Annotated in this window: 20 protein-coding genes; 12 read left to right on the top strand and 8 right to left on the bottom strand. The window is 52.6% G+C overall.

What is annotated here, in order from left to right; all coding sequences use genetic code 11:
* Window positions 1-4 precede the first annotated feature (4 nt).
* The 6 genes from KNO58_RS06545 to ybaK all read right to left on the bottom strand — a co-directional run bounded on the left by KNO58_RS06545 (window position 5) and on the right by ybaK (window position 5,236).
* A complete protein-coding gene (locus KNO58_RS06545; protein ID WP_214752393.1) occupies window positions 5-1,471 on the bottom strand; it encodes a phytoene desaturase family protein in 1,467 nt (488 codons plus the stop codon).
* A 14-nt stretch (window positions 1,472-1,485) separates the two neighbouring features.
* Complete coding sequence (locus KNO58_RS06550; RefSeq protein WP_214752396.1) at window positions 1,486-2,553, bottom strand: glycosyltransferase family 2 protein; 1,068 nt, start codon at window positions 2,551-2,553, stop codon at window positions 1,486-1,488.
* Entirely contained in the window at window positions 2,550-3,248 is a 699-nt protein-coding gene (locus tag KNO58_RS06555) for a lysophospholipid acyltransferase family protein (protein WP_214752398.1), read from the bottom strand. Before KNO58_RS06555 ends, KNO58_RS06550 begins: the two co-directional genes overlap by 4 nt.
* Complete coding sequence (locus KNO58_RS06560; protein WP_021066675.1) at window positions 3,214-3,966, bottom strand: carotenoid biosynthesis protein; 753 nt, start codon at window positions 3,964-3,966, stop codon at window positions 3,214-3,216. Before KNO58_RS06560 ends, KNO58_RS06555 begins: the two co-directional genes overlap by 35 nt.
* An 86-nt stretch (window positions 3,967-4,052) precedes the next feature.
* Window positions 4,053-4,751 (bottom strand): CDP-diacylglycerol--serine O-phosphatidyltransferase, encoded by a 699-nt coding sequence (gene pssA, locus KNO58_RS06565; RefSeq protein ID WP_214752400.1) that lies wholly within the window; start codon window positions 4,749-4,751, stop codon window positions 4,053-4,055.
* Window positions 4,752-4,771: 20 nt separating this feature from the next.
* The gene (gene ybaK, locus KNO58_RS06570; protein ID WP_214752402.1) at window positions 4,772-5,236 is read right to left on the bottom strand and encodes a Cys-tRNA(Pro) deacylase; all 465 of its coding nucleotides are present in this window, start codon (window positions 5,234-5,236) and stop codon (window positions 4,772-4,774) included.
* Between the two features lie 155 nt (window positions 5,237-5,391).
* On the opposite strand from ybaK, the gene KNO58_RS06575 reads away from it, so the two are divergent.
* The gene (locus KNO58_RS06575) at window positions 5,392-6,126 is read left to right on the top strand and encodes an enoyl-CoA hydratase/isomerase family protein (protein WP_214752404.1); all 735 of its coding nucleotides are present in this window, start codon (window positions 5,392-5,394) and stop codon (window positions 6,124-6,126) included.
* A 39-nt stretch (window positions 6,127-6,165) separates the two neighbouring features.
* Here the strand turns inward: KNO58_RS06575 and KNO58_RS06580 are convergent, their stop codons facing one another.
* Window positions 6,166-7,524: an MATE family efflux transporter gene (locus KNO58_RS06580; protein ID WP_214752406.1), complete on the bottom strand. Its 1,359-nt coding sequence runs from the start codon at window positions 7,522-7,524 to the stop codon at window positions 6,166-6,168.
* Between the two features lie 156 nt (window positions 7,525-7,680).
* Window positions 7,681-9,465: a glycoside hydrolase family 13 protein gene (locus tag KNO58_RS06585; protein WP_214752408.1), complete on the bottom strand. Its 1,785-nt coding sequence runs from the start codon at window positions 9,463-9,465 to the stop codon at window positions 7,681-7,683.
* Between the two features lie 371 nt (window positions 9,466-9,836).
* Here KNO58_RS06585 and KNO58_RS06590 point away from each other — a divergent pair, with 371 nt between their 5' ends.
* The 11 genes from KNO58_RS06590 (at window position 9,837) to KNO58_RS06640 (ending at window position 22,794) form a co-directional block, all read left to right on the top strand.
* On the top strand, window positions 9,837-11,102 hold the full coding sequence (locus KNO58_RS06590) for an extracellular solute-binding protein (protein ID WP_214752410.1): 1,266 nt from the start codon (window positions 9,837-9,839) through the stop codon (window positions 11,100-11,102).
* 105 nt (window positions 11,103-11,207) lie between these two features.
* Complete coding sequence (locus tag KNO58_RS06595; protein ID WP_214752412.1) at window positions 11,208-12,560, top strand: carbohydrate ABC transporter permease; 1,353 nt, start codon at window positions 11,208-11,210, stop codon at window positions 12,558-12,560.
* 1 nt (window position 12,561) lies between these two features.
* Window positions 12,562-13,395, top strand: a complete 834-nt coding sequence (locus KNO58_RS06600; RefSeq protein WP_214752414.1) for a sugar ABC transporter permease — start codon at window positions 12,562-12,564, stop codon at window positions 13,393-13,395.
* Window positions 13,396-13,418: 23 nt separating this feature from the next.
* Window positions 13,419-14,930 carry an alpha-amylase family glycosyl hydrolase gene (locus tag KNO58_RS06605; RefSeq protein ID WP_214752416.1) on the top strand — a complete coding sequence of 504 codons (1,512 nt, stop codon included), beginning with the start codon at window positions 13,419-13,421 and terminating at the stop codon, window positions 14,928-14,930.
* A gap of 51 nt (window positions 14,931-14,981) precedes the next feature.
* Complete coding sequence (locus KNO58_RS06610) at window positions 14,982-16,025, top strand: LacI family DNA-binding transcriptional regulator (RefSeq protein WP_214752403.1); 1,044 nt, start codon at window positions 14,982-14,984, stop codon at window positions 16,023-16,025.
* Window positions 16,026-16,261: 236 nt separating this feature from the next.
* Complete coding sequence (locus KNO58_RS06615) at window positions 16,262-17,245, top strand: YsnF/AvaK domain-containing protein (protein WP_214752418.1); 984 nt, start codon at window positions 16,262-16,264, stop codon at window positions 17,243-17,245.
* An 87-nt stretch (window positions 17,246-17,332) separates the two neighbouring features.
* Window positions 17,333-18,142, top strand: a complete 810-nt coding sequence (locus KNO58_RS06620) for a YsnF/AvaK domain-containing protein (RefSeq protein ID WP_214752420.1) — start codon at window positions 17,333-17,335, stop codon at window positions 18,140-18,142.
* A complete protein-coding gene (locus KNO58_RS06625) occupies window positions 18,139-18,546 on the top strand; it encodes a general stress protein (RefSeq protein WP_214752422.1) in 408 nt (135 codons plus the stop codon). The genes KNO58_RS06620 and KNO58_RS06625 overlap by 4 nt, the downstream gene beginning before the upstream one ends.
* A gap of 210 nt (window positions 18,547-18,756) precedes the next feature.
* Complete coding sequence (locus tag KNO58_RS06630; protein ID WP_214752424.1) at window positions 18,757-21,054, top strand: glycoside hydrolase family 65 protein; 2,298 nt, start codon at window positions 18,757-18,759, stop codon at window positions 21,052-21,054.
* Window positions 21,055-21,199: 145 nt separating this feature from the next.
* Window positions 21,200-22,048, top strand: a complete 849-nt coding sequence (locus KNO58_RS06635; protein ID WP_214752426.1) for a YitT family protein — start codon at window positions 21,200-21,202, stop codon at window positions 22,046-22,048.
* A gap of 74 nt (window positions 22,049-22,122) precedes the next feature.
* On the top strand, window positions 22,123-22,794 hold the full coding sequence (locus KNO58_RS06640) for a 5'-methylthioadenosine/S-adenosylhomocysteine nucleosidase family protein (protein ID WP_214752428.1): 672 nt from the start codon (window positions 22,123-22,125) through the stop codon (window positions 22,792-22,794).
* Window positions 22,795-22,821 lie beyond the last annotated feature (27 nt).

Below are 22,821 nucleotides of genomic sequence, written 5' to 3' on the forward strand. Positions count from 1 at the left end.
ATGTTCAAATTGTCAGAGGTATGTCCTCTATCATCGATCGGGCGGCGAATTGTCCTGAAAGCGTCACCATCGGGCTACCGCCGCCAGGATGGGTTGAACCGCCCGCGAACCAGATGTTCGAGACGTCTTCGGAGCGGGCCGATGGACGGAAGAACGCTCCTTTTTTCGAGTTGGCCGACGTGCCATACAGAGATCCGTAATACGCGTAAAAATCACGGGTCAAATCGAGCGGAGTGACGCGGCGATGGAACAAGACGTCGCTGTCTTCCCAATCGACACCGAACGTGCGAAGCCGTCGACGAATCAGATGCTCGTACGTCTCGGCATCGATATCGGTCATATGGGCGGGCGCATTGACGAGGATGAACAAGTTGTCGCCAGCTTCTCCCATGGACGGGTCGGTATGGGCCGAGTTCGAGATATAGATTGTCGGCTCATCAGCATAGCGTTCCTCTTCGAACAAAGCTCGGAATTCCGCCTCGTAGTCGTCTGAGAAATAGACGTTGTGGTGGGCGAGGTTCAAGCGTTTGTTCAAACCGACCATGATGACGAAAGCGGACACCGATGGCTCAATCGTGTCACGTGTCGGTACTGGGAACGAGGGACGGTCCATCGCGTCGACGAGACGCGGATATTGCGTGAGCAGTTCCCCGTTCAGGAGGACGGCATCACAGGACATGACCTCTTCATGGTCGATGACGACTGCATGGGCCTTCCCGTTCGTCACTTCGATTTTCGTGACTTCATGGCCGAGCCGGAACTCGACGCCGAGCTCGCTCGCCCGTTTCGCGAACCCTTTCGCAATCGTCCAGTTCCCGCCCTTGGCGAAATAGACGCCGTCATTCAGCTCGAGGTGCGAGATGAGCGCGAACGTGCCCGGTGTGACGTAGGGGCTGCTGCCGATATACGTGGCGTATCGGTCAAGCGCTTGGATGATGCGCGGGTCCTTAAAGTACTTCTTATGGAGCGCATGTAGGCTCTTGAGCGGATGGACTTTCATCATGTCGGCCCAAAGACCGGTATCGATTTTCGAGTCCATCCGTGTGAAGAAGCGGTTATTGGCAATCTCGAATAGTTTTTCTGCCTCGTCTAAGTAAGCGGCCAATTGATTTTTATCGGCCTTATCGCCGGTCAGACGGCGCACCTCGGCTTCCATTTTTTCACGGTCCGAATCGAACGTGAATGTTGATCCGTCCGAGAAATGGTTGACCGTGTGCGACTCGAGTTTGACGAGCTCGAAATAGTCATCCGGGTTGGCACCGCTGTTGCGGATGACGGAGCGGAACACGTCCGGCATCGTGATTGTATTCGGTCCGAAGTCGAAGCGGTGTCCGTCGGTGATGATCGGCATGAGCTTCCCGCCGACATGTTCATTCTTTTCAATGACGGTCACGTCGTAACCGCGGGCGGCCAAGGTGACGGCGGCACTCAAGCCGCCGAGCCCGGCCCCGATAATGGCGATATGTTTCATGTTATGCCTCCTAATTATTGATACGTCCGGCCTTTCCATGAAATCGGCTTCCGTCGCCATTTGCGTATGACCGCGCTCGACAAGAGGAGCAAGTAGGCGATGAGACTAAACGGATGGAGCCAAAACTGGCGGCCACCCGATTTGACATCGATGGCGAGTCGTGCGAGCAGGACGAACGCACACGCCAACAATGAAATCCAGTCCATGCGGACGAGAAAGGCGATGAAAGCAGACAGCTGGATGCCGTAGTAGAGAAAGAAATAAAGGGCGATGCCCACTGCTTCATTCATTCCCTTGAATACGTTCTTTGAAAACCCATTCCAGACTTCTTCATTCGTCGCATACATGTCGCACGTGATGTACGGCGAGACGTTGACGAGCGACGTGATCTTTTTCCGACGTTTGAACTCGCGGCAGAGGTCGATGTCGTCAATCAATGAATCGTGAATCGAGGCATGCCCCCCGACATCCTCGTAGCTTGCCCGCTCGACGAGCACGTTCATCCCGTTGGCCGCAGCGAAGGCAGGATGGCGGACTTTTCGCCAAAACAGGGGCAAATGCTGGGCAATCAAGACGTGCTGCATCGGAATCAACAGTTTCCCGAGCCAAGTCGGTGTCGGGAAGCGGGGGAAGCCGGACAAGAAGACCGCTCCTTCGCGGACGAGTGTGCCGTGGAGCCGACCGATGAACGTCGGGTCGATGGTGACATCGGCATCGAGGAACAAGACGTACGGCTCGGTCGTACGGGTCGCCAACTGATGGCATGCATGGACCTTGCCTGCCCAGCCTTCCGGGAGTGGCACCCCACGGAAGATGGTGAAGCGGGAATCGTCGGCAATCGCTTGAACGAGCGCCTCATATGTATCATCCTCGGAACGGTCCTCATATAAATAGACGTGGCATTCATCCGTCAAGGCGGCCTTCAAACTGGCGACGAGCTTTGGCACGTTCCGTTCCTCGTTCCGAAGCGGGATGCAAATCGCCGTCGCCGGGACAGGGGCCGGAGCGGTGAGCGGCCGCAGAAACAGCAAGTTCACCAACGTAAAGATGAGCATCAGGGACGTGATGACGAGCAGGATCATGAGCGGCCTCTTCCAATTTGGAGCAAATGCTCCGTCCAATCCGCCAAACTGCGCTTCGGAGGGAACAGTTCGATATAGCGATCGGATTGCGCGATCACGTCAGCGCGCGTATCGTCATAGAGACGCTCGAGTGCTTCGGCGAGCTCTTGTTTTTGGTCGCGTCGCGTCGTGGAGACGACCGTATGGTTGCGGAACCGCACATAGACGAGCGGAGCGGCGTGGGACGCGAACGTATAATAGATGGCGCACAGCCGGACTTCCGGATTGTGAATCAGCATCGTCGCACCGGAACCGATTTCGAGCGGGCGGTGCTCCTGTGGATATTCACGTCCTTGCGGGAATACCCAGACGGACTTGCCTGCGAGTAACAGCCGGTTGGCGTAGTCGAGCGAGGCGCGCACGTCCGACAGTTTGCCTTTTTTGATGGAGAACGCACCTAAGTGACGAAAGAACGGGAAGCGGCGCAATCCATCCTCGTCCATTAAGACGTGGACGTCGTGACGCAAATGATATTCGTTCAACATGAGCAGAATCATCCCGTCCCACCAAGAGCTGTGTGTGCTCAAAAACAATCCCGGTGTCGGCACGTCATCGGCGCGGACATGAATCGTATGGAAAAACGGACGGATTTGACGCTCTTTGACGAACGTCGAGAACAAGTTATTGAACCATTTCTTTTTGCTCGCTTCGATCATGACGGCTCCTCCGTTCTATCAAGATGAGACCTGCGGCGGTCACGAGGCTGAGTACACCAATCCCATAGAGACCGGCGTTGACGGCCGTGACACCGAATAAGGCGTGAAGCATGACGAACAAATAACGGCCGTGCCCGAGCAACATCGGTTCCGCCTCGACTTCAAATCGATCGAGCAACCAAGAGAAAATGAGCGATAGTCCAAACCAACCGACGAAGTTTTGCGTCGGGATGTCGTAATACAGACCGTCATTCGCCCATTCCCAGTACCCCTTCACGTTCGCGGCGACCGGGTCGATTGCCATGTCGAGCCAAACGGCGAGGAACGGGACGAGCCAGAGTGTGCGATTCTTGAACGAGAACAAACGGGCAACGGCAAAACTCGAGCCGATGACGGCGAGCCACGCCGCGCCGATTGTGACCGGTACGCCGAACACGGTCGGGCCGAACGCCTCGGCGTAGATGTACTCGCTGAACGGGAACCCGGTTTTGACACCGAGCGTCTCGACAGCGATCGAGCCGAAGAAGATGAACGGGACAATCCAGCGGGCGTGACGGACGCCGTCCGCAATCACCCAACCGCCGATGGCCCCCGCGAGCCATAAGAACACCGGGTTCGCCCATTCGAGCCAACTCGGCAACAAATCAAAGCCAACGAGGACGACCCCGATGACATACCAAACTAAAAACCATTTCCAAATCCATGGATACACTTTCATTTCATCACCTCACTTACCATTCTAGAGAGGTTTGTGACATCCGTCTAATAAATGCATGCAAAAAAGAGCCCCTCGAGAGGGACCCATCAATTCGCCATCCGTTTTCGTTTCTTGACGAACGAGAAGGCGATGAATAAGACGTAGAATGTGACGGCGATGAACCAGAACGAAGGCCATTCTTTCCAACGGGCCAGAATCATGTACGTCAAGTAGATGAGACTGACCGTGATGATGAATGAATGGCGCGGGAGCGGCACATCTTTGAAACTCGGGATGCGCACGCGGCTGACCATGAGCAGCGCGAGACCCGTGAAAAAGATTGGGGTGAGTAGCTCATTAATCTGATCCCCGAACGTCGTCACGACGGCGAGCAGTCCACCGGCCGCGGTGATCGGGACTCCTGAGAAGTAGCTGGCGGTGACGTTCGTCGCCGATAAGTTGAAGCGGGCTAAGCGATAAGCGCCGAACAATGGGAATAAGGCCGCGAAGAAGAGGCCGTAATTGCCGTAATCGATAAAAAACGTATAGTAGGCGAGTAATGCCGGGGCGACCCCGAACGTGACGACATCGGCAAGCGAGTCGAGTTCTTTCCCGAAGTCACCGGCCACTCCGAGCATACGGGCCAGCCGTCCATCTAGACTGTCGAGCATCATGGCGATGATAATCAGTAACGTCGCGTTCGAAAAGTCGCCGCGCGCCGCATAGACGATGGCCAAGACGCCACAGAACAAGTTGCCGAACGTAAATGAGTTAGGAATCCACGAGCGGATTCGTTCTTTCCACATAGGTATTGCCTCCATCTTTGTTATTGAGTGAACCAGCGACCGTCTGTGAATCCGAGCAAGTCAGCCGGTGTGAGTTCGAGTTGATAGCCGCGTTTTCCGGCCGAGATGATAATCGTGTCTTTTTGTTTGGCGCTGTCGTGAAGAAACACGGGGAATCGCTTCTTCGCACCAATCGGCGAAACTCCGCCACGGATGTACCCGGTCAGCGCCTCGAGTTCTTTCACTGGTACGGGCGAAACCTTTTTAGCACCCCAGGCTTTTGCAGCCGCTTTTAAGTCGATATCGAGCTCTCCTGAAATCAAAAAGAAGGCGAATCGACGTTGCTCGTTCTCGAGACAAATCGTTTTATACAGTTGGTCGAGCGGTTTACCGAGTGATGCGGCGACATGCTTGGCCGAGACGTCAGACTCGTCCACTTCATACGTGTGATACGTGAACGGGACGTTCCGTTGTTTCAGTTGTCTTGCGGCGTTTGTCAGTTGCATCAGTCCCACCCTTTCGTTGAACGACTCTTTTAAGAATAGCAAATAGTGGTAGCGTCGGGCAATCGAACTCGGAAAGTTTTCATGACAAGAAGGAAACAGAATCCATGATAGAGAAATGAACAGTGATTCATTTTATCATGAAGGGGGAAATCAGGATGGAAACGATTCAACTGGAACAGCGGAACGGGGTCGGCTGGCTGAAATGGGACCGGCCGGAAAAATTGAACGCATTAAATGAAACGTTGCTTCGCGAGGCGAGGGAAGCGATGGAGCAGCTCGTGGAGGATGAGGCCGTCCACGTCATCGTGCTCGTCGGGCAAGGGCGTGCTTTCTCATCGGGACAGGACTTGACGATTGAGAGTGACGCCGACTATGGGGTGTATTTAGAAGAGGTGTATCATCCGCTCGTGCGGGCACTTGCCGACTGTCCGAAACCAATCATTGCCGGCATTCACGGGGTCGTCGCGGGGGCGGGTCTCAGTCTGGCGCTCGCCGCGGACGTCCGTCTCGTCGCAAGGTCGACGAAGTTCAGTTCGGCATTCATCAAAATCGGTCTCGTCGCCGATGCCGGGGGACCGTACCAGTTACGACGCTTGATGCGGCCAGATCTTGCGCTCGCTTGGATGTGGAGCGGCAGCACGATTGACGCCGAACAGGCCGAAACGTTCGGTCTCGTCACCGAGCTCGTCGAGGATGAGGCGTACTTGGAGCGGTTGACGACATACGCCGAGACGCTCGCAGCCAAGTCACCGACGGCAGTGCAAGGCATGAAGGCGCTGTTCCGGGCCGATTCGTTCGAGGAGGGGCTCGAACAAGAGATTATCTGGCAACGGAAGTGTGGGCAGACGGACGTTCATCGCCAGGCGATGCAGGCGTTCCTAAATCGATGAAAAAAGAAGCGGTCACAGCGACCGCTTCTTTTTGCTTGATTATGAAGTTGGTTTTGCTTCGAATTGGAAGCCTTTTTGTTGCCACGTCCCGTATTTCCAGCGCCGGAAGGCGAAGAAACCGCGGAACCACTCGTCGAGTGAGAAAGCGAGCCAAATCCCGAGCACGCCGAGCCCCATCTGGAGTCCGAACAAATAGCTAAAGACGACGGCGACGCCCCACATTGAGGCGATTCCAATCATGACCGGGAAGCGAACGTCACCGACCGACTTGAGCGATCCCATCAAGACGATGTTCATGGCACGACCTGGCTCCAAGATGAGCGTCGCCCATAAAATCGGTACGCCGACGGCAATGATGTCCGGGTTCGACGTGAACAGGCCGAGCAACGACTTACCGAAGACGGCGAGTCCGAGTGAGGCCACGAGCGACGCGAACATGGCGAGCTTCAACGTCTTGACGGCGCGTGTATATGCCTCTTTGAATCGTTTCCCACCGATGTCACGGGCAATTAACAGTTGCGTCCCTTGGGCGACGGCGACCGTGAACAAGAAAGCGAGCATCGACAAGTTCATGACGTAGACACGGGCGGCGAGGGACGCCTCGCCCATCGTGGCGATGAATCCCGTGATGATGATTTGTGAGAACTGGTACGATAAGTTCTCTCCGGCCGACGGTACCCCAATTTGGAGCAAGGCGCGGATATCATCGCGTTGCGGCTTAATCAATTCTTTGAGTGGGAAGCGAAGCATGAGCCGCTTCTTGACGATCCAGAACAAGAGCACCATCGCCGAGAAACGGGCGATGACGATGGCCCACGCGACACCGGCGACACCTGTGACCGGAAGCCCGAACCAACCCATGACAGCAATCATGGCTCCGATGGCCGTGATGATATCGATGAGAAGCGTCGCGAGCATTGCGTGCTTCGTCATCCCGTGACTCCGAAGAACGGAGCTGAGTGCCATGATGAGCGCCTCGGTAAAGAGCGACAAGCCGACGATTTGTAAGAACAAGAGACCATGGTCGAACAGCTCATCCGATAGACCGAACAGGCGGAGGAACGTCTCACCAAACAAGAACACGACGGCGACCATGATTGCGCCGAGCCACATGTTCAAGCTGACGGCAGAACGGGCGAAGTCGCGGCTCTTTTTCATCCGGTTGGCGCCGATGGCTTGACCGATCAAGATGGTCGCGCCGACAGACGTCACGCTGAAGACAATTAAGAAGACGTTCAAAATTTGGTTGGCGACGCCGACGGCAGAAGCGGCGGCATCGGAGTAATGTGCAAGCATGAGCGTGGCGATAATCCCGGTTCCCATATGGAGCGCGAGCTCGATGAAGATGGGCCACGATATTTTAAATAGACTGAGCTGTTCGGTGTTTTTATTCGGCATGTGTATTCTCCCTTGTTTCTACAATTCTCTCTATGAAATATTTACGTTGTCAAAATCACAAGGGTCATGTTACTCCTTTTGAAATGAAAAAGAAAGGGATTTGGCAAATTATTTTCAACAAAAAAAACACCCGCCGAGACGGGTGCAAAACCGAATTTATTTCATTTTCAAAATCGTGGCGCTGAACGGTGCGAGCTCGACTTCAAGTGAGTCTACATCGCGGTCGTGAAGCAAATCGTAAGCGCTTCCCGTATGCCAGAGCGGGTTCAGCTTCGATACCGTTTCTGAGTTATTGAAGTATATCAAATACGTCTCGTCTTTCGTGCAACGTTCGACGATGAGTGCGTTCGATTCGTCATCGACAAGGTTGAAACGATACGAGCCGGCGTTGGCGAGCACCGGGTGCTCTTTGCGGAGGCGAATTAATTTTTGGATATAGCGGAACAGCTCACGGTCTTCCTGCGTCTCATCCCACGGCATGCAGCGACGGCAGCCTGGGTCTTGTTCACCTTCGAGACCGATCTCATCCCCGTAATAGATACACGGGCTGCCCGTATATGTGAGCATCGATGTCATGAGCAACTTGAACTTGCCTTTATGTCCTTTCGCCCGTGTGAGCGCACGCGGCGTGTCGTGCGAGTCGATCAAGTTGAACGTCACTTCGTTCACGTTCGTCGTGTTCATCATCTCGACGCGCGTCAATTCGTCCCGGAACTCGGAAGCGGACGTCCGGTCGAGTGCGAAATAGTTGAGGCTCGCGTTCGTGAACGGGTAGTTCATGACGGCGTCGAACTGGTCGCCTTGAATCCATGGTTGCGCGTCGTGCCAAATCTCACCGAGGATGTAGGCCTCTGGGTTCGCTTGCTTCACGGCTTTCCGGAAGTCGCGCCAGAACGCATGGTCGACTTCGTTGGCGACGTCTAGACGCCAGCCGTCGATGCCGAACTCCTCGACCCAATAGCGGGCCACTTCTAATAGATAAGCTTTTAACGCTGGGTGCTCCGTATTGATTTTTGGCATGTTCTTCTCGAACGCGAACGTATCGTAGTTCGGCTTCGGTGTCGTCTCGATTGGGAAGTCACGAAGATAGAACCAGTCCCGGTATTCCGACTGCGGTCCGTTTTCGACGACGTCGAGGAACCACGGGTGGTTGTACCCGACATGGTTGAAGACGGCGTCGAGCATGACTTTAATGCCGTTTGCGTGAAGCAGGTCGACCATCTCTTTGAACTTCTCTTTCGTCCCGAATTGCGGGTCGATTTCCATATAATCGAGCGTGTCGTACTTATGATTCGTCGTCGCCTTGAAAATCGGACAGAAGTAAATACCGGTGATCCCGAGATCGACGAGGTAATCGATTTTGTCGATGACGCCTTGGAAGTCACCGCCGAAGAAGTTCGTCAGGCTCGGCTCGGCACTGTTCCATTCGAGTGTGCCTTCCGGGTCGAGCGACGAGTCGCCGTTTGCGAACCGATCCGGGAAGATTTGATACCAGACCGTATCCTTTACCCATGATGGAGCGTGGAAGATGTCGATCGGATTGATGAACGGGACGCAGAAATAGTAGCCCGTGTCATCGAGCGGCTTATCTTCGAACCAACCTTTTTCCGTATAGACGGCCGTCTCGTTGCCGTCATGAAGACGGAAACCATAGCGGAGCCGGCGGAATGGCGGCTTGATGGCGATGAACCAATAGTCGTATTGGTCGTCATGACCGATTTTTTCCATCGGTGTCTCGAACGTGCGCCAGAAGCTCGGTTTATTCGGATCGAAGTTCCACATGGCCGGATCTTCCGAGTGCCAGTCGTACGGGTCATTCCAAATTAAGTCAACAGATTGGATATCATTTCTTTTCGTATGGAATCGAATATGTATCGTTTCTCGGTCGTACTTGTACACGAAAGGGGACATGGCGCGATGATAAATAGCTTCTTTAATCAAATGAAATCGTTCCTTTCTCTCTTAGGGTTGTTACCATTTTACACTGTCTGTTCAGAAAAGAAACATCAGTTGTGAAAACGTTTGCTCAAGCAAAGGTTAATAAAGCGTTTACATTTTGTCAATCGTCCAATTCCTCATTTTATAAGAAAAACACCTATAAAAAATTCAAAAAGAGATAAATGGGACAACGGCAGGAAAAATTCCTAAAAAAAAGTCTTGTAAAACGCTTACACAACTGTATAATAAAAATTGAGGTGAGGATGCAAACGTTTTCACTAACCTACTGATTCTGTAGCGGAGTTGTTTAAAATCAGTAGGCCAGTGCGATTGCGCAAATCTGACCATACTATTCCTTGGGGAGGTTTTTCATCATGAAGATGAAAAAAATGGTAGCAGGACTTTCAACGGCAGTATTCGCTTTCGGTGCACTTGCTGCATGTGGTGGCGGTACGGACAACGGTTCTACTAACGAAGGCGGTTCTACTAATGAGAACAAGCCAGAAAAAATCGTAATTTGGGAAGATATTGAAAAGTCGGAAACGACGAAAGAAGTTGCGAAGGCGTTTGAAGAAGAACACGGCGTCGCAGTTGAAGTCGTTGAAGTCCAAATGACGGACCAAAAAGACAAGTTGGCGCTTGATGGCCCAGCTGGTAAAGGTCCTGATATCGTTCTCGTACCGCACGACCAAATCGGAACGATCGCTGACCAAGGTCACTTGGCCCCGCTTACTGACGAAGGCGCACTTGACGCGTTCACTGACGCTTCGAAATCGGCTGTCATGTTCGACGGACAAGCTTACGGCTACCCGAAATCAGTTGAGACACCAGTCCTCATGTACAACAAGGATTTGGTATCAGAAGCTCCTACTTCAATGGACGACTTGTACAAGTTGTCTACAGATCTTAAAGACAAAGGCGAGTACGGTTTCCTCGGTCTTTGGGATAACTTCTACTTCGCTCACGGTGTAGTGGCTGGCTTCGGCGGTTACGTCTTCAAAGAAGACGGCGGCGCGCTCGACCCATCAGACATCGGTTTGAACAACGAAGGCGCAGTTGAAGGTTTCGACTACATCGGCAAATGGTATCAAGAAGGCCTCTTCCCTAAAGGGTTGATCGGCGAGTCTGGCGGCCAAGCGATGGACCAACTCTTCACTGAGAAGAAAGCACACACAGTCATGAACGGACCATGGGCCGTAGCTGGTTACCAAGATGCTGGCGTCAACCTTGGAGCGTCTGCATTGCCGACACTTCCAAACGGTGAGCCAATCAAGACGTTCATGGGCGTGAAGACATACGCACTCTCTGCATACACGGAGAACCAAGAGTGGGCTGAAATGTTCCTCGCAGAACTCACAAACGAAGAGAACGCATTGAAAATGTTCGAAGCGTACAACGAGATTCCACCAGTAGCAGCACTCGAGTCGAACGAAACAATCACGTCGAACGAAGTTGCGAAAGCGGTATTCGATCAAGCAACGAACGCAATCCCAATGCCTAACATTCCTGAAATGGGACAAGTTTGGGAGCCAATGGCACAAGCGCTTCAGCTCGTCGCAACTGGCAAGCAAGATGCACAAAAATCAGCTGACGATGCTGTTAAAGTCATCGAGCAACAAATCCAAGCGAACAACCAATAAGGACAAGAGATGATGGGGTACGCCGACTGGCGTTCCCCCTCATTTTCTAGAATTGAGCAAACGCTTGCTCGATTGATTTGCTCAAATTGAAAGGAGAAATTGAGGATGGCTTCAATTCCGAAACCGAATACGCCGGAACAACGTCCGGACAAACCGACCAATCATGCTCGGAACGCCGCATTACTCTCGATCATTCCGGGAGCTGGCCAATTTTATAACAACCAAAAAGCGAAAGCCGTTGCTTTCTTTATTGTCATCATGTCTTATTTTGCAGTAAACTACGATCTCTTTTTCAAAGGGGCGGGCGCTGGACCTGGCGACCGTGGCGGCCTTTGGGGATTGATCACGCTTGGCGAAGTGGCAGGACCTCGTAACGACCATTCCATCTTCTTGATGGTAGAAGGTATTGTCGCGTTAATCTTACTTTTCTTCGGTATCGCATTTTACGTCTGGAACATTCGTGACGCTTACCGAGTCGGTCGCATTCGTGATCAGCACCTAAACGTTGCAACGTTCCAAGTGCAACTTCGCAACTTGCGCGACCACGGGTTCCCATACTTGATGTTAATCCCGTCGCTCATCTTGCTCGTCTTCACGGTTATTCTTCCATTGATTTTCACATTCTTGATTGCTTTCACGAACTATCGCTACAACAACGCACCACCTGCGAAGCTCGTCGAATGGGTCGGGATTGAGAACTTCACACGTATCTTTGAAATTGATATTTTCCGTGACACGTTCGTCGGCGTTCTCGGTTGGACGCTCGTCTGGACAGTCGCTTCGACGGTCGGTGTCATCGCCATCGGGATTTTCCTCGCGGTGCTCTTGAACCAAGAAGGTCTTCGCTTCCGTCGTTTGTTCCGCTCGATCTTAATTTTGTCATGGGCCGTACCTGCGTTCATCACAATCTTAATCTTCCGTTCGATGTTCAACGAATCGTTCGGGGTGTTCAACACGACGATTCTTCCGGCGTTCGGACTTGATCCGATCAACTGGATGACCGATCCGACGGCGACACGCAGTGCGCTCATCTTGATTCAATGGTGGCTCGGCTTCCCGTTCATCATGACGCTCATGACTGGGGTGTTGCAATCGATTCCAGGTGACTTGTATGAAGCGGCGACGATTGACGGTGCGACCATCTTTGATAAGTTCCGTCTCATCACATTGCCGATGCTCTTGTTCGCAACAGCGCCGATTCTCATCACGCAGTTCACGTTCAACTTCAACAACTTCAACATCATCTATCTCTTCAACGGTGGTGGACCGGCTGTACCGGGTCAAACGGCCGGCGGTACCGACATCTTGATTTCTTGGATTTACAAATTGTCTCTCGGGGCCAACCCGCAATACGGACTTGCGGCTGCGATCACGCTCATCTTGTCATTCTTCATCATGACACTTGCCGTCATCCAGTTCCGTCGGACAAAATCTTTCAAAGACGAGGATATGATCTGATATGAAAAAACAAAAACGAATCAATTTGGCGTTCTCTTATGTCATCTTGACGCTTGCGTCGATCATCATTCTCTATCCAATGCTTTGGGTGGTCGGGACGTCATTCAACCCGGGTCGTACGATCACATCGACCATCATTCCGTCGAACCCGACATTTATTCACTATAAAAACTTGTTCGATCTATCGATTTCGGATTATAGTTTATGGTATGTGAACACATTAAAAATTGCAGTCATCACAATGTTGCTCTCAGTTATTTTGGTAACGATTACAGGTTATGTCTTCTCGCGCTACCGTTTCGTCGGACGGAAGAACTCGCTCGTTATGTTCCTCGTCTTGCAGATGGTCCCGCAATTCGTTGCCATCATCGCCATCTACGTGCTCTTGAACATGCTCAACCTTCTCGATACGCACACAGCCCTCATCTTGCTGTATGCCGGAGGCGCGATTCCGATGAACACGTACTTGGCAAAAGGTTATTTCGATACGATTCCGAAAGAGCTCGATGAAGCCGCTCGGATGGATGGTGCCGGTCACCTTCGTATCTTCTGGCAAATCATTTTGCCGCTCGCGAAGCCAATTGTCGCAACGATCGCCTTGTTCAATTTCATGGGCCCGTTCAACGACTTCATCTTGGCATCGCTCGTCCTTCGTTCACCAGAGAAACAGACGCTCGCAGTTGGTCTTTACAACATGATCTCTCGACAGTTCGACAACAACTTCACGTTGTTCGCGGCAGGCGCCGTCCTTTCGGCCCTCCCAATCGTCCTCTTGTTCTTCATGTTCCAACGCTACTTCGTCTCGGGTCTCACTGCCGGTGGTACGAAAGGATAATACTCACTTAAGGGGGAAGCGATATGAGGCGAGGCGTCGTGCTCGTTCTTCTGTCGCTTCTTTTGTTTCCAACAATCGTCGGAGCGAAAGAAGCAGCATCATGGGAACAGGAACGCATGTACTTTATCATGGTCGATCGGTTTGTTGACGGAAATCCGGACAACAACGCCCAAGTCGACAAAGAAGATCCGAAAGCCTTTCATGGGGGCGATATCCGCGGCGTGATTGAAAAGCTCGATTATATCGAGTCGCTCGGATTCACATCTGTCTGGTTGACGCCGGTGTTTGAGAATATGCCGGACGGTTATCACGGATATTGGATTAAAGATTTTTATAACATCGATCCCCAATTCGGGACGAAAGAAGATTTGCAAGAGCTCGTCGACGAGGCCCATAAGCGGGACATTAAAGTCATCCTCGACTTCGTCGTCAACCACGTCGGCCCGAAACATCCGTGGGTCGAAGAACGACCGGACTGGTTCCATGACGAGTTGCCGATCGTGCTATGGAATGATCAAGAACAAGTCGAGACGCACTGGCTATTCGATTTGCCGGACTTCAAAACAGAAGACCCGGAAGTGAAAGACTACTTACTCGATGCGGCCACGTATTGGATTGAAGAGACCGGCATTGACGGCTATCGTCTCGATACGGTCCGCCATGTCGACAAACCGTTTTGGGAAGACTTCGTCAAAGCGGTTCGGGCCGTCGACCCCGACTTTTATCTGTTGGCCGAAGTGTTCGACCCGGATCCACAGTACGTCGCGGAATATGACGACCTAGGCTTCAACAGCATCACGAACTTCACGTTTTACGACCGCGTCTCGAAGACGATGACGCAAAAGTCGGCGAACGTGGACGAAATCGACGTGGCCGCGAGCTACGCCCAGACGTTCTTTAACGACCCGAACCAAATGGCGACGTTCCTCGATAACCACGACGTGGAACGATTCATGCACGTCGCAGAACTCGGCGGGGCCGAGTCGGCCGAACGGCGCCTGCGCCTCGGCTTGTTTGCCCTCTATGCGTCACCGGGCATGCCGATCGTCTTCCAAGGCACGGAGAACGCACAAACCGGTGGAGCCGATCCGGCGAACCGGGCCATGACCGATTTCCCTGGAAATGAAGAGCTCCATGAATACGTCACGATGATGAACCGGATGCGGGAAGAATATCCTGTCTTCGCAACCGGGGAGCAACGCATGATCGCCTCGAAAGACGGCATGGCCGTGTTCGAGCGTCGTGACGGCGACGATGTCGCTTTGTATGCCATCAATATGAACGCCGAAGATCGAGAGATTGAATTCGAGGTAAGCGAAGTCGGAGAAGATACACGCCTTCGTGGTCTCTTGTTCTCACAACTGGTCACCGACAAACGTGACACGTTCACCATCAAGCTCGCAGGAGAGAGCGCGAACGCCTACATCGTCGAGGAGTCGGAAGTGGACATGTGGACGATCGGTCTGCTTGTCATCGCCATCCCGATTTTCTTGACTGGATTGGTCATGTGGAAGCGTCGCAAGAGCGCGAGCTGACGATACCCTGTAATAGGGAACTTTGAACTAACGGAAGCAAGGGGGAGCATCATGCAAATCACGATTAAAGATGTCGCCAAACACGCCAATGTCGCACCGTCGACAGTGTCTCGCGTCATCGCCAACAGTCCGCGTATCAGTCAGAAAACAAAAGAGCGTGTACGCAGTTCGATGGAAGAACTCGGGTACCATCCGAACATTCATGCGCGAAGCCTCGCCAACCGCTCGACGCAGTCGATCGGTCTCGTCATGCCGAGCGCAGCGACGAAGACGCTACAAAATCCATTTTTCCCTGAAGTATTGCGTGGAATCAGTACGAAAGCCCATCAAAACGGCTACTCGCTCTACATGACGACAGGTGTGACCGAAGAAGAGGTGTTGTCGGGTGTCATCGAGATGGTCCAAGGTCGCCGTGTCGACGGCGTCATCGTCTTGTACTCACGTGAAGATGATAAAGTCGTCCAGTATTTACGTCAGACGAAATTCCCGTTCGTCGTCGTCGGGAAGCCGTTCGGTGATGCCTCATCGATCACGTATGTCGATACGGACAATTATTTGGCCGGACGTGAAGTGACGAAACATTTATACAACCTCGGCCATCGCTGCATCGCCTTTATCGGAGGATCCGATAAACTCGCCGTCACGCAAGACCGTCGCAACGGGTACGCGACGGCGTTGATGGAGGCGGGCATCCCGGTTCGGGAAGACTATATCGCCCGTGCCGAATTCATGACCAAGGGCGGCGCCAAAGCAGTGCGGGAGTTGCTCCAATTAGAGGAGCCGCCGACCGCCGTCGTCGTCAGTGACGATATGATGGCACTCGGTGTCATCAGTACGCTCAGCGAGATGGGGCTTCGAATACCTGAGGACGTCGCCGTCGTCAGCTTTAACAACGTCTATATCGCCGAGCATTCGAATCCGCCGCTCACTTCGGTCGAAATCAACATCTTCGGCCTCGGTTTCGAGGCGACGAACTGCCTGATTGAACAGATTGGAGACAGTGCGCCACCTTATGGGAAACGCGTCATCGTCCCGCATTATTTGGTCGTTCGTCAGTCGTGCGGTCAGAAAAAGAAAACTGAAATCGTTGAATGAGGGCAAACCTTCCGTGTCAGGCGGAAGGTTTTTTTGTGTGCAATTCAGATGCATATAAGTAGAAGGGGAATCAATCGGTCGAAAGTCACGATATTACAAACAGATGACAATCGTGAAAGAAACGCATGAAACGGAGTTGCAAGGGAACATCTACATTACCGGCCGAATGGCAGATGATTACGAATCCGCCCAGCCAATAACCAAAAAAATATAGAATTTGAAAGGGAGATACAATCATGGATAACAAACGTTATGTAGGCACTTACTATCAGGAATCAGAGCTCGTGTCAAAAATTGATGAACTTCGCGCCCAAGGGCATCGCGAAGACGATCTGTACGTCGTTGTGAAAGATAAATCGAACCTTTCGATGGTACGCGGCGAAACGGATGCAGAAGTAAAAGAAACGAAAGCGTCATGGCTTGATCGCTTCTTCGGAGTGGCAGACGGAGGAGACGAAGTACGTCATACGTTCGATAAACTCGGCTTCTCAGAAGAAGAGACGGCGCGTCATCACCAAGATATCGAGAATGGCGGCATGGTTCTCTTGCTCGACAAGAATGACGGCGTGTTTGACGACGGACGTAACGATACGTTCGAAGGCGGCCGCACATCAGCCGGTTACGGATCAGAAGGCAATGAAGCCGGCAATATGACCGCACGTGATTTCGGAACGGGAACCGGAACTGGCGTGACAGGTGCCGGCATCGGTGCAACAGGCGCAGGCGTCGACTCGAACCGCTTTAACGATATGGATGACGACATCCGTAACCGCACGGACTTGACGGACGAACAGAAACTCGAGTTGCATGAAGAGCGTCTCCTTGTAAACAAGGAACGTGTGCAGACCGGTGAAGTTCGCGTCGAGAAAGATGTCGTCGAACGCGAAGAACGCGTCGATGTCGAAGTCGAGCACGATGAAGTGTACGTCGAGCGTCGCCGTGTCGATGGGGACCGTGAAACGACAGGACATTCGTTCGATGCGACGACGGACCGCGATGAGATTCGCGTACCGGTCACGGAAGAACGCGTTGACGTGACGAAGAAAGACGTCGTTGCCGAAGAAATCATCGTCGGCAAAGAGAAAGTCAAAGATACGGAAACGGTACGTGAGACGTTGCGTAAAGAAGAAGCGCATATCGAAGGGGAAGACGACCTGCGCCATCGTGATCGCGACCATGATCTCGACCGCACACGTCGCGAAGAGCGTGACCGCCTGTAATCGATTGACGAAGTACCTCGACAAGGATGGCTCTCTCTGAGGGACCATCCTTTTTTTCGCCAAGTAACCATAGGAGGAACGAATGCCATGAAACATGCGATTATCTCTGAAGTCTTTGACCAACCAGAGTTACTGCTCAATCGAACGGTCGATTTGAAACGAGAAGGGTACGCCGAAGAGGACATGTACGTCCTCGTCAAGCGCGCCGACGTCGCGGACACGGTCCGACGCCAGTCGAAGTTATATGTGCTCGTCACCGACGAACCGGATACGGTCGCCTCACTCGTCACATCGAGCGAGCGGCCGATTGAACGCTGGCTCGGCAGCATGCGCCTCACGAAGGAGCAACAAGACCGCTTCGCTCGGGAAGTCGAGCAGGGACGACTATTTCTGTACGTCGATGCCGACCGTTCCGACCAGCACCTAGACGCCGGCCGGCCACAGGTGAAACCAGAACCCGAGGTGGAAGAACAGACGCTGGCCTTGCATGAGGAGCGCTTGATCATCGAGAAACAAGCCGTTCAAACGGGCGAGGTCGTCATCAATCGGCACGTCGCGGAGACAGTTCAAGAGATTGAAGTCCCGGTCCGCAGGGAACAGGTTCATGTGGAGCGGACACGAGGGTCGGAAGATGTACTCGAGGACTATGACTTTAATCAGCCTGGCATTCGTACGATAGACGAAGGGGACCATCTCCGGATTCAAGTCATCGAGGAGCGGGCGTTCATCGTCAAACGTCCAGTCGTCGTCGAAGAGATTATCGTCCGGAAACAAGTGACCGAAGACGTCAAGACGATGACGGAAACGCTCCGTAAAGAAGAGATTGAAGTGACCGAGGTCGGCCAGGCCGACGTCACGATTCAAGACCAGACAACCCGAAAGGATGAGACACAATGAGCAAACGTCGATTTGTAGACACGTATCAAGACGAGGCTGCCCTCGTCGCCAAAATCGATCAACTGACCGAGGAAGGTTATGACGAAAGTGACTTATATGTCGTCGCGAGAGACAAAGATGACGTCTCGCTCGTTAAACGGAACACCGATGCGAAAGTGGAAGAAGCGAGCGCGAACTGGATGCAAAAGTTTGCGGGTGTGGCCGAAGGCGAGCAGGAAGTGAAGCGGGCGTTGCTCGACCTCGGTCTTTCGGACGACGACGTCAATCGCGCGTACGGTGATATTTTGAGCGGTGGCTACGCCTTGATTCTCGATGAACCGGACACAGGGTTCAATGACGGAAACAATCCGGCGTTCGAAGGGCACGAGGCGAACGCGGCGTTCGGACGCGATCAAGACAAGTAACTAGTGGACCTACTGCCTTTACGACAAGGTGGTAGGTTTTTTGTTTGCTCGAAAAAGTAAGAAAAAAGTTTATGCAAACGATTGCATTCTCGTGCGAGTCGTGTAAAATGAGAGGTGAGATTGAAATACAGCGCTTTCATAGACAAACGGTTGCATGATTCGGTTGTCTAATGACGAGTAGCCTTGTAGAGAAAAAGGAGTGGCAGACAGATGAAACGATTGTTTGCAGTCGACGAATGGAAAGTAACGGAAAAAGGCCTACATCCAGAGGAAAATCGCCTGGCGGAATCGATCACCTCGCTCGGGAACGGTCACATGGGGATGCGCGGCAACTTTGAAGAAGAGTATTCAAACGATACACACCAAGGCTTTTATGTGGCCGGTGTCTATTATCCAGATAAGACACGTGTCGGTTGGTGGAAAAACGGATATCCGGAATACTTCGCAAAAGTATTGAACGCGACGAATGTCATCGGTCTTCGTGTCGCCATCAACGGGACGCCGGTCGACTTGGCGAAGTGGGAAGTGAAAGACTTTACACGTGAACTCGATATGCAGCGCGGTGTCTTAACGCGGACGTTCACCCTCGTGAACGGGACGGAAGAGACGAACGTCGAAGTCGTCCGCTTCTTCTCCATCGTCGACAAAGAGATTTTGGCGATCCGTTACAACGTCACTCCGGTCAACTATGAAGCGAAAGTCGAGTTCACACCTTACTTGGACGGGGATGTCGTCAACGAAGACTCGAACTATGACGAGAAGTTCTGGTTGCCGGTGGAACATGGCGTCGAAGAGCGTTTCGGTTTCGTGACAACGAAAACGAAGAAGCTCGACTGGCACGTCACGGCATCGATGATTGCTGACGTCGAAGGGGCACGTTGCGAAGTGCTCGACGCGACGGACCTCTATGTCGCCAACAAGTTCACGGTCACGGCGCCAGCTGGCGAGACGGCGACGGCGTACAAGTACGTCTCGGTCGTCACGAACCGTGATTACGAAGTCGAGGCGTTACAGTCAGAAGGGATGCAACGTGTCGAGACGGCGTTCGACAAAGGCTTTGAAACGCTTCTCGCCGAGCAGACGGAAGCATGGCTCGCACGTTGGGAAGACGCGGACGTTCGCATCGACGGCGACGCTGAAGCGCAACAAGGCATCCGCTTCAACATCTTCAATATGTATCAGACCTACACAGGCGAGGACTCACGCCTCAACATCGGACCGAAAGGGTTCACCGGCGAGAAATACGGCGGTGCCACATACTGGGACACGGAAGCGTACTGCCTCCACTTCTACTTGGCGACGACGAAACCGGAAGTGTCGTGGAACTTGCTCAAATATCGTCACAATCAATTGCCGCAAGCAAAAGAGAACTCGGTCAAGAACGTCGGCATGGAAGGCGCCCTCTATCCGATGGTGACGATGAACGGGGAAGAGTGCCACAACGAGTGGGAAATCACGCATGAAGAGATTCACCGCAACGGGGCGATCGCACACGCCATCTTCAACTATACGAACTTCACCGGCGACAAGTCATACCTAGGTCAATACGGACTTGAAGTATTGGTCGAGATCTCGCGTTACTGGGCTAGCCGCGTCAACTTTGTCCCGCACAAAGACGTGTATATGATTCTAGGCGTCACAGGTCCGAACGAATACGATAACAACGTCAATAACAACTGGTATACGAACTTGATTGCCGCGTGGACGCTCGAGTACACGCAAGACGTGTACAACTACTTGAAAGAAGCAGAACCGGCGCGTCTTGAAGAACTGATTGCGACACTCGGTCTTTCAGATGAAGAACTCGCGAAGTGGAACGATATCCAGACGAAGATGTACTATCCGAAAGATGACCTCGTCCCGGATGTGTTCATGCAACAGGATGGTTTCATGGATAAAGAACAGATTTTGGTGAAAGACCTCGACCCGAAACATTTGCCGCTCAACCAAAACTGGTCATGGGACCGCATTCTCCGCTCGAACTTCATCAAGCAGGCGGACGTGCTCCAAGGACTGTATACGTTCAGCGACCGCTTCACGGTCGAACAGAAGCGTGCCAACTTCGACTTCTATGAGCCGCGCACGGTCCATGAGTCGAGCTTGTCGCCTTGCGTCTACTCGATTATCGCGGCCGAAGTCGGTTATGAAGACAAGGCGGTCGAGTTGTACCAACGTTCGGCGCGACTTGATCTCGACAACTATAACAACGATACGGAAGATGGGCTTCACATCACGTCGATGGTCGGTTCATGGATGTCGATCGTTCATGGTTTCGCCGGCATGCGTGCCCTCGATTCGGAGCTCACGTTCAGCCCGATGATTCCTAAGGACTGGAACGGATACTCGTTCAACATGCTCTGGCGCGGCCATCACTTGACGGTCACGTCGACGCGTGAACAAGTGACGATCAAACAGACGGGTGGCACGGACGTGTCAATCCGCGTATATGGAAACGTCGTTACGGTCCCGGCAAATGATGTCGTGACAATCGAGACGGTGAAAGCGTGACCAAACGCATCAGCTCAACAAGTCGGCCTCGGCCGGCTTGTTTTTTTATGAGAAGCGCGGACACATCTCATTATTTTTGTAGTAGGCAGCACCAGAAAACTATGTTATCTTGATTCTTAGCCATTTTTGAAAGGGGAGACAAAACTTGACGGAAGCCGTTAAAGAACACGCACGCATCGGGATCGTTTCGATTATCGGGGGAGTGTTCGTTGCATTATCCATGACATTATTTTTAATCCCGGCGGGGGTATACTCGACCGGATTTACGGGGCTCGCCCAAATCTTTACGCAACTGTTTGCGGGGACACCGTTTGAGCTCGGGGAAGGAATTTGGTTCTTCGTCTTGAACGTGCCGCTGTTGATCGTCAGTTACTTCATGCTCGGCAAGAACATGATGATTCATACGTTGATCAGCGTCGCGGCAGTTACCGTGTTCATTCGCGTGCTTCCGCAGTCGTCCATCATTTCGGACGACCCGCTGTTGAACGCTGTGTTCGGCGGGGTTTTGCTCGCCATCGGTTCGGGGATTACGATTCGCTTTGGTGCCTCGACCGGCGGATTCGATATCGTCGCCCTTATTTTAGCGAAGTTCACGAACAACTCGGTCGGCGTCTATCTGTTCCTCATGAACATGATGATCGCGCTTTGGGCCGGTGCATTGTTCGGTTGGCAGACCGCGCTCTATACGATCGTCTTCTTATATGTGACGTCGAAAGTCATCGATGAGATTTACACGAATACGCAGCGTCAGACGCTCTTCATCGTCACGAGCCATCCGGACGAAGTGACGAAAGAGTTACACCAGCATGTCTTCCGCGGCATCACGCTCATGCCGGCGATTGGCACGTACTCGAAAGTCGAGAAAGCGACGCTCATGATGGTCGCCCAACGCCACGAAGTGCGAGAAATTACGCGCATCTGTAAAGATGCCGACCCGACCGTCTTCATCAATATGGTCCCAACTGAAGATGTCGAAGGTGCGTTCCGACGCTAAAATAAACCCCCGCTGAACGCTCAGCGGGGGTTATTGTATAGGTAGACATCAAACAAATGTGAGGGGGACGCGTAATGATTGGAGTCAGCATTGCGACGAAATGGGAATATGAAGCGACATTGGCGTACTATGACGTCGAAGCGGAGGAGCGATTCGATTACCCGTATGGCGAGTATTTCAGGAGGATGCTTGATGACGTCGAACTTGTTTTTTACAGCACCGGTGTACGGAAAGCGAATGGGGTCGGTGCCAATCAATATATGATATCTCGGTTCGATTTAGTAAAAGTCATCGTGGCTGGGACGTGCGCTGGAATCGACGATACGTTCGACCCGTTGGATATTTTCGTCCCGCATCGAGCCGTTCAATACGATTGTACGGTCAAAGAAGTAGAGCCGCTCATCAAGCAATCGTTCATCGTCGACATCGAACTAGCGAATTACGGGGACGATTTTTTGAGCGGTACCATCGCGACGGCCGATCGAGCGGTCGTGATGTGGAACGATTACCTGGAACTGAAGAAACATGACATCACCATCGCGGACACGGAAGCGGGTGCCATCGCGTACATCTGCAAGAAAAATGACGTCGAATGCATCATCATCAAAGGCATCTCCGACTTTCCGACAGACGAGAGACAAGGTGACGCCGTTGCCTCGAATGCGGAACAAATCAATGTGTATTTGGCCAATACCCCGAAAGTGATGACGAAGATTTTCGACGACTATTTGATACGTTTCCTGTAGGCAAATCGCAAAAACACCGACTGCATG

Origin of the sequence: Exiguobacterium sp. J17977 (genome assembly GCF_018616375.1) — a bacterium.
GTDB lineage: Bacteria > Bacillota > Bacilli > Exiguobacteriales > Exiguobacteriaceae > Exiguobacterium > Exiguobacterium mexicanum.

Excerpts from the sequence above, each read along its gene's own strand:
- KNO58_RS06590 (WP_214752410.1), top strand. The coding sequence starts at position 9,837 with ATGAAGATGAAAAAAATGGTAGCAGGACTTTCAACGGCAGTATTCGCT.
- KNO58_RS06580 (WP_214752406.1), bottom strand. The coding sequence starts at position 7,524 with ATGCCGAATAAAAACACCGAACAGCTCAGTCTATTTAAAATATCGTGG.
- KNO58_RS06595 (WP_214752412.1), top strand. The coding sequence starts at position 11,208 with ATGGCTTCAATTCCGAAACCGAATACGCCGGAACAACGTCCGGACAAA.
- KNO58_RS06630 (WP_214752424.1), top strand. The coding sequence starts at position 18,757 with ATGAAACGATTGTTTGCAGTCGACGAATGGAAAGTAACGGAAAAAGGC.
- KNO58_RS06615 (WP_214752418.1), top strand. The coding sequence starts at position 16,262 with ATGGATAACAAACGTTATGTAGGCACTTACTATCAGGAATCAGAGCTC.
- KNO58_RS06560 (WP_021066675.1), bottom strand. The coding sequence starts at position 3,966 with ATGAAAGTGTATCCATGGATTTGGAAATGGTTTTTAGTTTGGTATGTC.
- KNO58_RS06600 (WP_214752414.1), top strand. The coding sequence starts at position 12,562 with ATGAAAAAACAAAAACGAATCAATTTGGCGTTCTCTTATGTCATCTTG.
- KNO58_RS06605 (WP_214752416.1), top strand. The coding sequence starts at position 13,419 with ATGAGGCGAGGCGTCGTGCTCGTTCTTCTGTCGCTTCTTTTGTTTCCA.
- KNO58_RS06545 (WP_214752393.1), bottom strand. The coding sequence starts at position 1,471 with ATGAAACATATCGCCATTATCGGGGCCGGGCTCGGCGGCTTGAGTGCC.
- KNO58_RS06640 (WP_214752428.1), top strand. The coding sequence starts at position 22,123 with ATGATTGGAGTCAGCATTGCGACGAAATGGGAATATGAAGCGACATTG.
- KNO58_RS06555 (WP_214752398.1), bottom strand. The coding sequence starts at position 3,248 with ATGATCGAAGCGAGCAAAAAGAAATGGTTCAATAACTTGTTCTCGACG.
- KNO58_RS06575 (WP_214752404.1), top strand. The coding sequence starts at position 5,392 with ATGGAAACGATTCAACTGGAACAGCGGAACGGGGTCGGCTGGCTGAAA.
- KNO58_RS06550 (WP_214752396.1), bottom strand. The coding sequence starts at position 2,553 with ATGATCCTGCTCGTCATCACGTCCCTGATGCTCATCTTTACGTTGGTG.
- ybaK (WP_214752402.1), bottom strand. The coding sequence starts at position 5,236 with ATGCAACTGACAAACGCCGCAAGACAACTGAAACAACGGAACGTCCCG.
- KNO58_RS06620 (WP_214752420.1), top strand. The coding sequence starts at position 17,333 with ATGAAACATGCGATTATCTCTGAAGTCTTTGACCAACCAGAGTTACTG.
- KNO58_RS06610 (WP_214752403.1), top strand. The coding sequence starts at position 14,982 with ATGCAAATCACGATTAAAGATGTCGCCAAACACGCCAATGTCGCACCG.
- pssA (WP_214752400.1), bottom strand. The coding sequence starts at position 4,751 with ATGTGGAAAGAACGAATCCGCTCGTGGATTCCTAACTCATTTACGTTC.
- KNO58_RS06625 (WP_214752422.1), top strand. The coding sequence starts at position 18,139 with ATGAGCAAACGTCGATTTGTAGACACGTATCAAGACGAGGCTGCCCTC.